The 13,370-nt window shown below is 62.2% G+C and carries 13 protein-coding genes and 1 pseudogene; 6 read left to right on the forward strand and 8 right to left on the reverse strand.

Translation table 11 applies throughout. The annotated features are described in order from the left end of the window. Positions 1–61: 61 nt before the first annotated feature. Together C8N42_RS07455 and C8N42_RS07460 are read left to right on the forward strand one after the other, a co-directional pair. A complete protein-coding gene (locus C8N42_RS07455) occupies positions 62–1,834 on the forward strand; it encodes an ABC transporter ATP-binding protein (RefSeq protein WP_211309155.1) in 1,773 nt (590 codons plus the stop codon). Then, a complete protein-coding gene (locus tag C8N42_RS07460; protein WP_170109241.1) occupies positions 1,812–3,956 on the forward strand; it encodes an aminoglycoside phosphotransferase family protein in 2,145 nt (714 codons plus the stop codon). The genes C8N42_RS07455 and C8N42_RS07460 overlap by 23 nt, the downstream gene beginning before the upstream one ends. Positions 3,957–3,966: 10 nt before the next feature. Here C8N42_RS07460 and C8N42_RS07465 read toward each other — a convergent pair whose 3' ends face one another. The 3 genes from C8N42_RS07465 to C8N42_RS21585 are packed head-to-tail and all read right to left on the reverse strand — an operon-like array spanning position 3,967 to position 6,600. Continuing rightward, positions 3,967–4,638, reverse strand: a complete 672-nt coding sequence (locus C8N42_RS07465; RefSeq protein WP_107815936.1) for a response regulator transcription factor — start codon at positions 4,636–4,638, stop codon at positions 3,967–3,969. Positions 4,639–4,690: 52 nt separating this feature from the next. After that, complete coding sequence (locus C8N42_RS07470) at positions 4,691–6,349, reverse strand: sensor histidine kinase (RefSeq protein WP_146168250.1); 1,659 nt, start codon at positions 6,347–6,349, stop codon at positions 4,691–4,693. Further along, positions 6,322–6,600: a hypothetical protein gene (locus C8N42_RS21585; protein ID WP_170109242.1), complete on the reverse strand. Its 279-nt coding sequence runs from the start codon at positions 6,598–6,600 to the stop codon at positions 6,322–6,324. Before C8N42_RS21585 ends, C8N42_RS07470 begins: the two co-directional genes overlap by 28 nt. Before the next feature lie 258 nt (positions 6,601–6,858). Here C8N42_RS21585 and C8N42_RS21590 point away from each other — a divergent pair, with 258 nt between their 5' ends. After that, a complete protein-coding gene (locus C8N42_RS21590) occupies positions 6,859–7,032 on the forward strand; it encodes a hypothetical protein (protein WP_170109243.1) in 174 nt (57 codons plus the stop codon). A 179-nt stretch (positions 7,033–7,211) separates the two neighbouring features. Next, positions 7,212–7,463: a hypothetical protein gene (locus tag C8N42_RS07480; RefSeq protein ID WP_146168251.1), complete on the forward strand. Its 252-nt coding sequence runs from the start codon at positions 7,212–7,214 to the stop codon at positions 7,461–7,463. Between the two features lie 271 nt (positions 7,464–7,734). Here C8N42_RS07480 and C8N42_RS07485 read toward each other — a convergent pair whose 3' ends face one another. Both C8N42_RS07485 and C8N42_RS07490 read right to left on the reverse strand, forming a co-directional pair. After that, the gene (locus tag C8N42_RS07485) at positions 7,735–8,016 is read right to left on the reverse strand and encodes a hypothetical protein (protein WP_107815940.1); all 282 of its coding nucleotides are present in this window, start codon (positions 8,014–8,016) and stop codon (positions 7,735–7,737) included. Between the two features lie 67 nt (positions 8,017–8,083). Then, positions 8,084–8,494: a DCC1-like thiol-disulfide oxidoreductase family protein gene (locus C8N42_RS07490; RefSeq protein ID WP_107815941.1), complete on the reverse strand. Its 411-nt coding sequence runs from the start codon at positions 8,492–8,494 to the stop codon at positions 8,084–8,086. An 86-nt stretch (positions 8,495–8,580) separates the two neighbouring features. Between C8N42_RS07490 and C8N42_RS07495 the strand changes: the two genes are divergently transcribed. Both C8N42_RS07495 and C8N42_RS21370 read left to right on the forward strand, forming a co-directional pair. Continuing rightward, positions 8,581–10,005 carry an HTTM domain-containing protein gene (locus C8N42_RS07495; protein WP_107815942.1) on the forward strand — a complete coding sequence of 475 codons (1,425 nt, stop codon included), beginning with the start codon at positions 8,581–8,583 and terminating at the stop codon, positions 10,003–10,005. 334 nt (positions 10,006–10,339) lie between these two features. Further along, entirely contained in the window at positions 10,340–10,552 is a 213-nt protein-coding gene (locus C8N42_RS21370) for a hypothetical protein (protein ID WP_146168252.1), read from the forward strand. A gap of 286 nt (positions 10,553–10,838) precedes the next feature. Here C8N42_RS21370 and C8N42_RS21850 read toward each other — a convergent pair. The 3 genes and pseudogenes from C8N42_RS21850 to C8N42_RS07520 form a co-directional block, all read right to left on the reverse strand. Continuing rightward, positions 10,839–11,244 (reverse strand): annotated as a pseudogene (locus tag C8N42_RS21850) (transposase); the annotation flags it as partial. Positions 11,245–12,041: 797 nt separating this feature from the next. Beyond that, the gene (locus C8N42_RS07515; RefSeq protein ID WP_107815946.1) at positions 12,042–12,782 is read right to left on the reverse strand and encodes an anti-sigma factor family protein; all 741 of its coding nucleotides are present in this window, start codon (positions 12,780–12,782) and stop codon (positions 12,042–12,044) included. Positions 12,783–12,825: 43 nt separating this feature from the next. Continuing rightward, positions 12,826–13,314, reverse strand: coding sequence for an RNA polymerase sigma factor (locus C8N42_RS07520; RefSeq protein ID WP_107815947.1), 489 nt, complete (start codon positions 13,312–13,314; stop codon positions 12,826–12,828). Positions 13,315–13,370: the final 56 nt, after the last annotated feature.

Below are 13,370 nucleotides of genomic sequence, written 5' to 3' on the forward strand. Positions count from 1 at the left end.
ATCCCGCGGACATCGACAGACCCGTCTCAGAGACACCTTGCCGGGACTACGCAGGGTTGTGATGCGGATTGCACCCTACATGCGGCCCCATCGCGCGCTTGCGGCCGGAGGCGCAGCGGCGATGCTTGCCGCCGTCGCGGCGAAGCTTCTCGAACCCTGGCCGCTGAAATTCGTCATAGACCACGTGGTTCAGGTGGGCGGCGAGGCATCGCTTCCGTCGCTGCTGGCGACGCTGCCCGTGACCACGGTTCTGGCGATCGCCGCCGGCGGGCTGCTTCTGGTCGTCGCCCTGCGCGCGATCTTCGAATACGCGTCCACCATCGCCTTCGCGCTTGTCGGCAACCGCGTCCTGACCGCCGTCCGGGCAGATCTCTTCCGCCACCTCCAGACGCTGCCGCTTGCCTTTCATACCAAGGCCAAGACCGGCGACCTGACCATCCGGCTGATCTCGGACGTCGGCATGCTGAAGGAAACCGCTGTGACTGCGGCCCTGCCGCTTGCGGTGAACGGGCTGGTTCTGGCCGGGATGATCGCGGTGATGGTGGTGCTGAACTGGCAGCTTGCGCTGCTGGCGCTTCTTCCGCTGCCGCTCCTTTGGCTCGCCTCGCTCCGGATCGGGCGACGCATCCAGGGGGTGAGCCGGAAGGTCCGCAAGACCGAGGGCGACATGGCCGCCACCGCTGCCGAGGCGATGGCCGGCATCCGCACCGTTCAGGCCCTCGGTCTGGAAGAGCGCGTTTCGTCCGGCTTCGGCGGCGCCAATGCGAAAAGCCTTGCCCAAGGGGTGAAGGCCAAGCGCCTGGCCGCGAAACTGGAACGGCTGGTCGACGTGCTGGTTGGGGTGGCACTGGCCGCGGTCCTCTATGTCGGCACGCTTTTCGTGCTCGACGGGCGGATCACGGCAGGCGATCTTCTGGTCTTTCTGACCTATCTCAAGAACACCTTCCGCCCGGTCCGCGACTACGCCAAGTATTCCGCGCGCCTTGCCAAGGCGACGGCTGCGGGCGAGCGGGTGATCGAACTGCTCGACACACCTGCAACCCTGTCGGACCGGCCCGGTGCAGTTGCCGCCCGGATCGACGCCGGTCGTATCGACCTCGACACGGTCGGGTTCAGTTACGACGGACAAGCCGTCCTGAGGGACGTCACACTGTCGATCCCCGCAGGACAGAGCGTAGCCATCACCGGTGTCTCGGGCGTCGGAAAATCGACCCTTACGAGCCTTCTGATGCGTCTCTACGATCCCGACACCGGCCGCATCCTGATCGACGGACAGGATCTGCGCGACGTCTCGCTGGCGAGCCTGCGCAGCCGGATCAGCTTTGTTCCGCAGGAAACACTGCTGTTTCGGGCCAGCGTCCGCGAAAACCTTGCCATCGCCGCAGGCCGGGAGGTGACCGGGGAAGAGATCCGGGCCGCCGCGCAATTGGCTCATGCCGACGGCTTCATCGAGGCCCTGCCCGAAGGCTACGACACTGTGCTGGCCGAACGCGGCGGCACGCTCTCGGCTGGCCAGCGCCAGCGGATCGCCATCGCCCGGGCCGCGCTGCGGCAGGCGCCGATCCTGATCCTGGACGAACCGACCGTGGGGCTCGACGGCCGGAACGAGGCCGCCGTGTCCGACGCAATCTGGCGGCTGGCCAAGGGACGGACGACGGTTTTCGTGACCCACGACCTGTCACTGGCCGCACGTGCGGACCGCATTCTTTGCCTGGAGGGCGGAGGCATCGGCCAGGACGGGACACATGCCGAACTGATCCGCGAGCCAGGGCTCTACCGGACGCTTTGGCAGCAGCAGAATGGAGGTCGCGATGCCATTGTCGCCGCCGAATAAAGCTCTGGCTGCACGCGACCCGGCACTGCCGGGGCTGCGCCTCCTGCTCGACGACGCGGCATTGGCGGAGGCGCTCGGGCAAAGCAAAATAATCCATCGCTACTTGCGCTACAAGCCCGGCACCTCCTGCCTGCGCGGCATCGAGATTTCCGGGGAGGAGGGGCCGGAATGGTATCTCGTCTTCGCCTATACCGAGCCCCGGTTCGCCGAGGCCGCGGAACGCCCCAAGTGGAGACACGGACGCCATAGCGTGCAACTCTTTCCAGACCAATGCGTCGCAATCGTCCCCGCGCGCCGGGATCGCAAGTTGCGGGCGCTGCGGCGGTTCATCGACCCCGGCCGGAATACCCGCATCCTGTCGGTCTTCGGACCGGACGCGACCCTCGTACCGCTTCGATACAAGCCCGAACGACGGCTCGTCGGACGGGTCGAGACCCGTGATGCCGCCTTTCTGCTGAAGGCGCATGCGCCCTCCGGTTTCAACCGTGCGCTTCCGGGTGCAGTTGCCGCCTCCGCACTCGGCGGGCCTGCACTGGTCCATGCCAATCCATCGCTCGGCCTCATCGCCTGCGACTGGCTGGAGGGAGACACGCTTGATGCCACAGCCGGCTCTGACGCTTTCGCCGCTGCTGGTGCGGCGCTCGCTGCGATGCACGGACGTAGGGCGGTTCTGCCGCCTCTGGCGCCACGAAACCGCAGCATGGGGGACGATACGCTCGAGGCGATCTGCGAATCTTTAACTCTCGACCCCAAGAGATTGTCAAAAATAGACTTTTTCACATCCCGGATGATTGCCGAGCAACGCGGAAGCATCGGCCAGTGCCATGGCGATTTCAGCGCGGATCAATGCCTTCTGACCGCAAACGGCATCCGGATCGTCGACTGGGATTGCGCAGGGATCGGCGACCAAGGGGCGGATCTGGGCAGTTTTCTCGCCCGGCTGGACGCAGAAACCCTGGCCGGACGGATGCCCGTCATCACCGCTCGGAGGCTCGGCACATCCTTCCTTGAGGGCTATGCCAAAGAGCGCGCCCTGCCCCGGACGGTCGAGGCACAACGATTGCGGCATCTGTTCATGCTTTCGACGGAGCCCTTCCGCGAACAATGGAACAACTGGGACCGGGCCATTCTCGGGCTGGTCGACCATCTCGAAACCGCACTCTCATGCCAGACAGCAGAAACGCCGGGGCTTTCCGCCGCGCTGACGCCACAGAGCGCGGAACGATTCCTTCGCGATGCCACGGGCTACAGCCTTTCGGGCGCGCCAAAGCTTCTGCGGCACAAGCCCGGGCGACGGGCACTCGTGCGATACGATTGCCAAGAGGGCCCGGCCATCCTGGGCAAGCTTCACGCGCGCAAACGAGACTGGCGGACACCGGCCGTTCATGCCCGGATGCGAGAGCTCGGGTTCGACGGCACTGGCGCCGGCGAAGCGGCTGTACCAAAGGCCTGGCCAGCCCCGGGCGACCAGAACCTCTGGTTCATGGAGGAGGTGGAAGGCACGGCGCTTTCGGAATTCCAGACCACAAGTGCCGATCCCGCCGTGTTCCGGCGAACCGGCCAGGCGCTGGCAGAACTGCATGCCGCCCCTCTGGACCTCGACCGCAACTGGAACCACGGAAACGAGCTTTCGGTCCTCGGCAAGGCCCTCGACACGGCACGAGAGACGCAGGACCCGGTGCATCTGGATCGTGCGCACATTCTGGCGGCACAGAAGCTTGCCGCACTTCCACCTGTGCAGGAGCGACCGATTCACCGCGACTTCTACCCCGACCAGGTCCTTGTCGCGCAGCGCAAGATCTGGCTTCTCGACCTCGATCTCGCAGCGATGGGCGATCCTGCCATTGATCTTGGGAATTTCGAGGCGCATCTGATCGAATACGCACTGCGGAGCACCGGCGACCCCTGGGCGCTTCAGCACCATGCAACAGCATTTTTCGCCGGATATGCAGACATGCGACCTGCGCCCGATCCCCATCGCGTGCGGGTGCTCCGTGATGTCTCGCTGCTACGCCACGCCCATATCGCCACGCGGTTCCCCGACCGCCGGGCCTTCGCGCCCGGGATCCTGGAGCTATCGCTTGATCTGCTGTCCGAGGTCGGGACCTGCGAGGCATCCTGACGCAGCCATCTCAGTCCATGCGGTAGCCGACATGGCGGATGGTCACGATCCGCTCCCCTTCTTCGCCGAGCTTCCGGCGGAGGCGGCCGACATAGACGTCAACGACGTTGGTCAGCGGATCCGCACTAAGCCCCCAGACCGCGTTGAGGATACGCTCCCGGGCCAGTACGCGACCGGAATTCGACATGAAGAGCAGAAGGAGATCGCGCTCCTTCGCGGAAAAATTGATTTCCCGACCGTCCAATGACACCGAAAGCGCCACCTTGTCGAAGACGATCGACCCCAGTTCGATCCGATCTTCACGGGTATCTATGGCATAGCCGTTCGCGCGGCGGCTCAGCGCCTCAATCCGGGCGACGAGTTCGTCGAAGTCGAAGGGTTTCGGCAGGTAATCGTCTGCACCTGCCTTGAGCCCGCCGACACGCTCGTCGATCCCGTCGAGCGCGGTCAGCATCAGGATGGGCGTCGTATCGGACCGCGCGCGCATCAGCCGACAGACATCGAGCCCCTGCATCCCGGGCAGCATGAGATCGAGAAGCACGACGTCGTAATGGTTGCCGGCCAAAAGCTCGAGTCCCGTCTCACCGTCCATGGCGTGATCGACGCTCCAGCCCTCGCCGGCAAGCCCCCGGCGCACGAAACCCGCGACACGTTCCTCATCCTCGATCAGCAAAATGTTCATGAAGCTGGCCCCGTCCTGTCGTTCTGGTCCGAGCGCCGCAGTATGACAACGCTCAGATTGGATAACGTTTGGAGCCGCGTGTTATTCCAATCTGTTGGTCGAATATTTTCCACGCCGTACTACGCGTCCCTTCGACCGCTTGTATGCGTGGTTTTTGGGGCAGTTCCAAAATAATCCTGACGCCCCCAGTTTCTACATCCTTGATGCTGGCGCTTCCACCATGTGCTTCCACGATCGCCTTCACGATAGGCAGACCAAGACCGCTGCCGTCCTCGCTGCCGCGGCTGGCATTGTTCCCGCGAAAGAAACGCTCAAACGCGTGAGCCTTTTCCTGATCGGTCATTCCCGGGCCGTCATCCTCGACGGTGAAGACATGCGCCTCGGGACCTGTTTCGAGCCGCGCCGATATCCGCGGCCCTCCGTATCGCCGGGCGTTCTGGAACACGGCGAGAATGCACTGCCGGAGCCGGGTCTCGTCGACACTGGCGTATACCGGGTCGGAGGGGTAGGCGAGATCGATGTGGCCGGGAAACATTTCCACCGCATCCCTGAGAATCTTTCGCAGGTCCGTCTCGTGCAGATGGAGCCGGAGCTGGCCGGCCTCGCGCCGGGCGATGGTCAGAAGGTCGTCGACGATCTGGTTGGTGTGGCGCGCTGCATCCCTGATCCGGCCGAGCGAATCCGACAGGTCGTCGGGAAGATCGGCACCTGTCCGCAGCGCCACCTCGGCCTCGCCGAGGATGATGGCGAGCGGTGTGCGGAGCTCGTGGCTGATGTCGGCCAGAAGCTGGCGGCGGTTGGCCTCGCCGCTTTCGACCCGCTCGGCGATCCGCTGGAGTTCCTTCGCACGTTCGCTGACCTGGGTTTCGAGTTCCCGCTGGCGTTCCGCATAGATCACGTCGCGCGCCTTCAGCGACGACGACATGTCGTCGAGCACAGCGCAGAGTTCGGCGACTTCCCGGCTACCGCCGACCGGCCCGGCCACAGGATAGACGCCGCGCTTGAGGTCCGCGAGGCGGTTGCCGATCTGGAGAAGCGGTGCGCGGATCTGGCGGTGGAACGACCAGAGCGCCGTGACTAGGACGGCCAGCGAGACGATGACCAGAGCGAAGACGACACGCCTGTTCGCGGCACGGAAGGCAGAGGCATGGGCAAGAACCTCGGCCACCTCGGCGCGCTCGCCCTCAATGGCGGCTTCGATATTGCGCGTCAGCAGCACGTCGATCCGGCGGTCGAGAAGGTCGGTCAGTCGGCTCAGTTGAACGTCCCTGTTAATCGCCCCCCCGGAAACGGTGATCGCGGAAAGGGCCGTCGTGATATCCCTCAGCTCCTCCTCGATCTCGGCGAGCAGTCCGAGTTCCGCAATCTCCTCGTCACCGACCATTCTTATTTCCCGCCCGATGACGTTCCGGATCGCGGCGATCAGGTCGGAGATTCGTGTCATGAGCGCCTCTTCGCCGACACCGCCGTCGCGGTCGCCAATCAGAAGCGCGTCACCATGTTGTTTGAAGAGCCGAAACACCGCCGCCTCAAGTTCCAGGTGTAGCTGATAGGATTCATGGGCGAGTTCCGTACGTGCCTCCCACTGCCTGTGCCGCTCGATCCCGTAGAGCGCCGCCGCAGTCGAGGCGACGATCAGGAACGCGAGAAGTCCCGCATAAAAGGTAAAAAGTGTACTCGCTCTCATTTCGTCATCCCGAAATACAAACACGGCAGGCGCGCCGTAAGGCACAGTCTGACCACCCGGTATGAGTTTTGCCTGTCGGATGCATGAACGGCAGATGAACGCAGGAAGACCCGGATTGGACCCGGCCAAACGGAAGCGAGGGACACAAGGCTGGCGCTGAAGACGTCGAGGGCGGCGAAGGCCCCCGTCACGAACATTCCATCGAACACCAAAGTCGGGATACTGGCCGAAGCGGACAGCGTGGTGGCCGCTGCGAGGAAGAGGATGTGCTTCATAGCAAATGGACTCATCTGGACGGTGGATTGTGAAGAGTCTACGTCCGTAAGCTGGTGGTATTCCGCAGGCATCAATCGGCAACGGATGCGACACGGCTCCTGGCTGTTCCGAAGCCTACGCAACACCTAGATCGACATGGCGCGCCGAGCGAAACAGAGATCGATGTGACTGAAACGCCCGAAGCAGCGACGGTCGACAGAAACCGGGAATAACTTAAGCCCTAGCGCGTAGACATTCGGAGGGTAAGGAGACGCGTGATGGATGCGACCCAATTTAATGACGTGACACTCATGGCCTGTGCCAACGGAGAGCTCGACGAATTGACCTTCGCAAAAATCCGTAAGGCCGCCGCAGACGATCCGGCCATCACCGGGCGTATCGAGATGTTCGCACGAACTGCATCGGCGCTTGGCACTGCGGCGACGGCCTGACCGCTCGTTCCCCTGTCGCAAGATCTGACCGCCCGTGTTGAAGCGACATGTGAAACCGCTCACACGGCTCCGGAAAAGACGGTTGTGCCGTTCCCCGCTGCGCCCGCCCGCACCGCCCCTACCGCCCAATGGTGCTGGCCGCGAGCGTCGCGCTTCTGGCGGGCCTCGTCGGCGGTATCTTGGCGACACTGACCGTTCGCGGACCGGCGGAACCAGCAGACCAGCCGGTGGCGCTCGTCGACATGGCGGGCGTTTCCGATGCACTCGGGTCGCTCGCGACCGGAGGGCACGAGGCCGCCGGGGACGGCGAAATCGTGATCATCGCCTCGTTCGAGACCGGCGACGGAGATTTCTGCGGGGAGTTCGAATTCGGCACAATGGGCGACGACATCGTGGTGTCGGTGGTCTGCCGCACGGAAGACGGATGGTAAACCCGTTTTGCGATGATCTTCATCGACAAGGGCAATACGAGCTACGCGCCAGTCTTCTCCCTCAAACCCCTCGACACCTACCTGTCGGGCATCGCGCCAGCGCGCCGCTTTCCGTCGACGACAAGGCCGCACGCCTCGGTGCCGGAGCCGATTGACAGAAGCGACGCCAGACCGTCGCCGCCACGGCCTACCGGGAGAAAAAACACCGCCCCGCCTTCTGCAGGGCGGTCTGGTTTTCGGAGGATGCCGCTGCTATGAGCCTGCCTGGCGATCAATCGTCGTCGTCGTTATCCCCGTCGTCATCGTCATCGTCGCGGCTGCTATCGTCGTCATCGTCATGACCGCCGTAGCCGTCATCGTTGTTCCAGCCGCCGCGGTTGTCGTCGTCATCGTTCCAGCGGGAACGCGATGGACCACTGCCGGAACTCTGGAAGATCGAGTTCAGCAAACGCAGAACCGGATCGTCACCCTGCGCCAAGGAAGGCTCGGGTAATGCGGTCATGAGCGCGGTGGCGACAACCGTGGCTGCCAGCGCGGTTTTGAAGGTAGGCATTTCGGTCTCCTTTCGGTGCAGGCCCACTCTGCTCGGGCTTCACAGGGACAACGGACGGGACCGGCGTCTATTCCGAACCGTTCGAACTTTTTTGCTCCATACCGATCGGGACCCGCCCCGCAAGGCGCAGAAAGGCCCGGCGACCGAAGACGAGCACGGGGTACAGCCGCGCCGCGCGGTCGGGCGATGCGAAAAGCATCTTTTGGATGCGGTTCAAAATACCGGTGCCTTCCGACGACAGAGTCGCAAGCAGATGAACAGCGGCGTCACCGTAAAAGACCTGCCTCTCCCACAGGGCGATCATTCCGGCGTCGAGGTCGTAGCCTTTGGCGCAGAGCACGGCGACACGGGGATCGGTGCTGCGCGCGTCGACAAGTTCGACCCGGCCCACAACCTCCCGCAACCGCACCAGGCGCAGATAGGAGGCGCAAAACAGGCATTCACCATCGTAGATCACGGTCAGTCCCGGACCGGTCATGAAATGTCTCCAAAAATTGCTATCATAAGGGAATAACGTCCGGGCTGACCCGTTATTCCCAAGACAATATAGAACGGAGACCGCGCATGACCACAACCGATGGCACCCTGACCGACCGCCCCGATATCGCCGCACGGCTCAGGCCGCTCCGCGACGCTCTGTCCCGGCCCGTGTCGCCCCTGTCGCTGGCAATATTCCGGATCGCACTCGGCGCGCTTCTGTTGTGGGACTGCTGGCGGTTCATCAAATACGACCGCATCTACCGTTATTGGGTCGAGCCGGAATTCCATTTCACCTACACGGGATTCGGATGGGTCACCCCCCTGCCCGAGCCCTGGATCTACCTGGCCTGGCTCACGGTCGGGCTTTCGGCACTGTTCGTCGCGCTTGGCCTGTTCTACCGTGTCTCGATCGTGATTCTGACGGTGACGTTCGGCTACTTCTTCCTTCTCGACAAGGCGGAATACCTGAACCACTTCTACCTCGTCATCCTGTTCCTGATCCTGATGTGCTTCCTCCCCGCGCACCGGAGCCTGTCACTCGACGCGAAACTGTTCCCGCGCGTGCGTGCCACCCACATTCCCTATGCCTCGGTGGCGATCCTGCGGGCGCAAATGGAGATCATGCTGGTCTTCGCGGGCCTCGTGAAGCTGACACCGGACTGGCTGGCGGGCGAGCCCCTCGGCCTCTGGCTCAGGGCCCAATCGGAGGATTTCCTGTTCGGGTTCCTGTTCCAGTACGACTGGGTGATTCTGGCAGGAACATGGAGCACCGTAGCGTTACACATCTTCGGCGCACCGCTGCTTTTGTGGAAACGGACGCGGCTGGCGATCTTCCTCGTCTACTGCCTGTTCCATTCGGCCAATTCGGTGTTCTTCAACATCGGCATCTTCCCCTGGTTGACCATCGCCGCAACGACGATCTTCTTCGCGCCGGACTGGCCCCTGCGTTTCGGGCGCTGGCTGCATTCCTGTTTCGAAGATTTGCCGGAACCCAAAACAGACCCCGCCCCCACGCGTGCAAAACCGGTCGCGGGCATCGCGCTACTGGCCGCAGCGGTCTGGGTGGTGGTTCAGGTGGCGCTGCCGTTGCGGGCCGGGACGATCCCGACCGAAGTCCGCTGGAGCGGTGACGGACACCGATTTTCATGGCGGATGCGGATCTTCGACCGGAATGCCGACGGCGTCTTTCTGGTGACTGCCGGTGATCAGAGCTGGACGATCGAACCAACCGATTACCTGACCCCGAGGCAGACGGGAAAGATGCTGGTGCGCTCGGACATGATCCACCAGTTCGCCAGTCATCTGGAACGGATCTGGCAGGATGCCGGATATGGCAACGTCGAAGTGCGCGCCGAGATATTGAAATCGCTGAACGGCCGCCCGCCACAGCGCTATGTCGACCCGGCAATGGACCTGACAGCGGTTACGCTCTCCCATACAGGACCCGACGGTTGGGTACTGCCGCTGGAAGAACCCGTCTGGGGAGTGGTCCACAACGCAGACCGCTGAGACCCGCGACGGACAAAGGACTTGCCAAGCTACCACCACTACGCTTAGTGCTTTGGCCCGCCGAAGTCCCAAGGGGAACGAGCCAGATTGGCCCTCGGACACCTCGCGAAAGGGAGACAAGCGTGGTTCGCAGCCAAAAACGACCGACCGCGCCGCCTTCGATTTCGTTCATGTCTCTACTCCGGTATCCGGAGGCAGCCTCAACATCCTCAAATGCTGGGGCGACGTGGATATCCCGCCCAAACTGAGCCTCCCCATGTGAAATGGCCCACCGTTATGTCTAAAGCGTTTATATGTTGCACAGCGTTTTTCTTTATTCTCTGCCTCAGATAAAATGAAAAACGCTTTAGGAAACGGAGGGCAGAAAATTGTGAACACGCGGCACAAGCCCGAGAAAACATTCCCGAAACTGAGGCAGGTTGATGTGCTTGTCGGGCAGGGAATGGCGCGTGTGGATACGATCCACAAAATTCGCATCGCTGAACAAACCTTCCACTTCTGGCGCAAGCAGTGCGACGGAAGTGGAACGGCCCAACTCAAGAAATGAACTGATACGGTTGTCGAATCGCAGCTGTCGCGTCAAGCGGCGTGTCGCCGTTCTGTCCCTGATCTGCCGGATGCATGGTTGTCTTCATGGTCGGCATCTGCCGCCGCATCATGAAGATTCGCGGAAAGAACCTTCAATGTGGATGACGCACTCTGCAGCTTTGGCGGTGCAGCTGCATCAACGGAATGACTTGTCCCTCATCTTGGCAGGGGCGTTCCTGACGATCGACTTTGATCGCCTGTTTCAGCTCCTTATGCCACCTTTCCCAGCAAGAATCAAAACATGTGCCAGTCTTGAGCATCGAATGCATAACGATAGCCAACTTGCGGGCAACAGCGACCGCGGCGTGCTTCCCCCCCTCATACCTTCTGGCCAAAGCCCCAGATCGTTGTCGCGGGTCACCCGCGTCAAGATGGTCATTGCGTCTTGAAGAGTAGCCCATGCAAATTGCGGTCGCCCCGCCGGGAGATATGCCCGTCGTAATATATCTCTCCAGATTGGTATCGGCCCGTCGTCAGATCCACCCAAGCGCCAGTGGCTCTCGATGTCCGAAAGTTGCCGGGGATCAATATGAGCAGGCTGCAAACCTGATCCCTGCGAGCGGCGGCAACGAGTTGCCAGCCCAGCTCGGCAGCGCGCCTGCGGGTCTTGTCCCAGCCCTCCAGCCAAGGCAGGACGGAATTTCTTTGACCAGCAAACACAACTGAATATGGTCGCCTGAAACCAAGCAACAGCCTCCGGCGAACCCGGAGCGTTCATTTAAGAGAAAATTTGCACTGACCGGTTCAATGGTATGGCCCGCCCCCGCCCGGCGGCAGTGACACTTCGGCATCCAGAAGGTGAAAGAGCAGACATACCATGGATATCGTGAGCATCGGCCTAGACCTGGCCATGACTGTGTTTCAGATCCACGGCGCTGGCAGCAACGAGTAGACCTTGATGAGGAAAACACTACGACGCCGTGCTGTCGCGCCATTTTCTGCTCAATTGCCGCCTTGCTTGGTCGGCATGGAAACCTGCAGCGGTTCACATTTATCAGGCGCGGGTGCTGTCCGGGCTCGGACACGAGCTCAGGCTGATCTCGCAGCAATTCGTTACCCCGAACATTAAATCGAATAAGAATGACCGAATTGATCTGCGGAGCCGCTGGCCGCCCGTCGATGCGGTTCGTTCCACAAAAATCGCCGGAACAACTGGAGCTACAGGCTGTCCACCGCATCCGGCAGAGGCTGATCTCGGACCGGACGCGGCTTGCGAAGCAGATACGAGGCCTGTCAGCTGAACATAGTGTCGTGATCACCCGCGACATCAATCGTCTACGCCAAGCCCTTCGGCAGATCGTGGATGGGTGCGGCAGAGACGACGGCGTGCCGGATATGATCCGCAATTGCGAAGCTTCGGGCCCAACCAGATCAGGCGTTGTAATCAAACGGAGTCCATATACATCCAAACACGCATCGCCTTCCCTTTGAGAAACTGGGAAAGCTGCTTAGCGCGCAAGGGCAGAAAGACTGTCTGCCTCACTCTCGGCGGAGAGCGGCGGACCTGCGTCGATTGAGACCAGATAGGCGTCTAGCGCATCGTGCGAGGACGCAGGGGCATAACCGCCCGATGCGACATCGGCGATCACCGCGAAGCGTAATACCCAAGTGTCATCGCTGTGGCAGGCGACAGCGATATGCGCCCGCGCGCTCCCATCGAACTCGAACTCCCGGCAAAGCGTACCGTCCGCATCGCGAAACGAGGCAATTGCCCGCACGACGCCGCCTGCCACATGGCGTTCTGCGCCGGAGGGGAGATCATTCAGTGTGGCCCTGACCACCGACGTAGAGAGCACAGCGAGGTCCGCCACAGTTGTTTGCGGTGTCAACGTCCGGCTCAGTAGCAGGCCGCCACCGAGGCCAATGGCTAGTGCAATGCTCGCTGCCAGCGCCAACGGCTGCCATTCGGTTTTTCGGCGTTGCCGCAACGGCACGATCACCTCTGGCGCGGTCTCTGCATTGGCGAAGGCCCTGTCGATTTTCGCTTTGAGCGGCTGAGGCAACGGTGCCTCGGATCGTGCCAGTGCAGCCTGTTTTAGTATATGCTTGGTCTCGCCGAAGAGCGCGACACGGTCTGCCACTGAGGAGTCCGCCTGCATGGCCACTTCGACAGCGCGTGAGGTTTCCGAGTCCAGTTCACCATCGGCGTAGGCCATCAGGATTTCATCGCTTAGCTTGGGTTTCGTCATGTCGCTCTTGCTCCCTGTCCCCTCGTCTACGCACAAGGTGGCACTATATTCCCAGTTTTTTCGCCAAGGCCACGCGGCCCCGCGCCAGCCGGCTCATGACCGTCCCGCGCGGGATGTCCAGGATCGCAGCCGCCTCGGCATAGGACAGTTCCTCATAGCACACGAGCAGGATCACCTCGCGCTGATCGTCCGGAAGCTCGTCGAGCGCCTTTTCCGTTGCACTCAGCATCAGGCGCGCATCCGTGATCTGCCGCCCGTCGATCGCCGCCGCATCGGGCGCGTCACTGACATCGATCTCGGTGCCCCGGGTTCTTCGCCGCCGCAACATGTCGAGCCAGGCATTGCGCAGGATTCGGAACAACCAGGGTTCGATCCGCTGAGACCCGTCATAACGGTCGCAGGCGGCAATCGCGCGCTCTACGGTCATTTGGACCAGGTCGTCCGCCAAGTCGGGATTCCGGCAGAGCGATAATGCGAATCTGCGCAACGGGACGAGTTGGGCGACGATGTCTTGTTCGAAACGGTGATTCATACCCGCCTGTCCACTGTCTGTTTGCCGCCCAGGGCAGATGGAATTATCTCTGGTCA

Source organism: Celeribacter persicus, assembly GCF_003050785.1.
GTDB lineage: Bacteria > Pseudomonadota > Alphaproteobacteria > Rhodobacterales > Rhodobacteraceae > Celeribacter > Celeribacter persicus.

Coding starts and splice junctions, on each gene's coding strand:
- C8N42_RS07455 (WP_211309155.1), top strand. CDS start 62: ATGCGGATTGCACCCTACATGCGGCCCCATCGCGCGCTTGCGGCCGGA.
- C8N42_RS07460 (WP_170109241.1), top strand. CDS start 1,812: ATGCCATTGTCGCCGCCGAATAAAGCTCTGGCTGCACGCGACCCGGCA.
- C8N42_RS07465 (WP_107815936.1), bottom strand. CDS start 4,638: ATGAACATTTTGCTGATCGAGGATGAGGAACGTGTCGCGGGTTTCGTG.
- C8N42_RS21585 (WP_170109242.1), bottom strand. CDS start 6,600: ATGAAGCACATCCTCTTCCTCGCAGCGGCCACCACGCTGTCCGCTTCG.
- C8N42_RS21590 (WP_170109243.1), top strand. CDS start 6,859: ATGGATGCGACCCAATTTAATGACGTGACACTCATGGCCTGTGCCAAC.
- C8N42_RS07485 (WP_107815940.1), bottom strand. CDS start 8,016: ATGCCTACCTTCAAAACCGCGCTGGCAGCCACGGTTGTCGCCACCGCG.
- C8N42_RS07490 (WP_107815941.1), bottom strand. CDS start 8,494: ATGACCGGTCCGGGACTGACCGTGATCTACGATGGTGAATGCCTGTTT.
- C8N42_RS07495 (WP_107815942.1), top strand. CDS start 8,581: ATGACCACAACCGATGGCACCCTGACCGACCGCCCCGATATCGCCGCA.
- C8N42_RS21370 (WP_146168252.1), top strand. CDS start 10,340: ATGAAAAACGCTTTAGGAAACGGAGGGCAGAAAATTGTGAACACGCGG.
- C8N42_RS07515 (WP_107815946.1), bottom strand. CDS start 12,782: ATGACGAAACCCAAGCTAAGCGATGAAATCCTGATGGCCTACGCCGAT.
- C8N42_RS07520 (WP_107815947.1), bottom strand. CDS start 13,314: ATGAATCACCGTTTCGAACAAGACATCGTCGCCCAACTCGTCCCGTTG.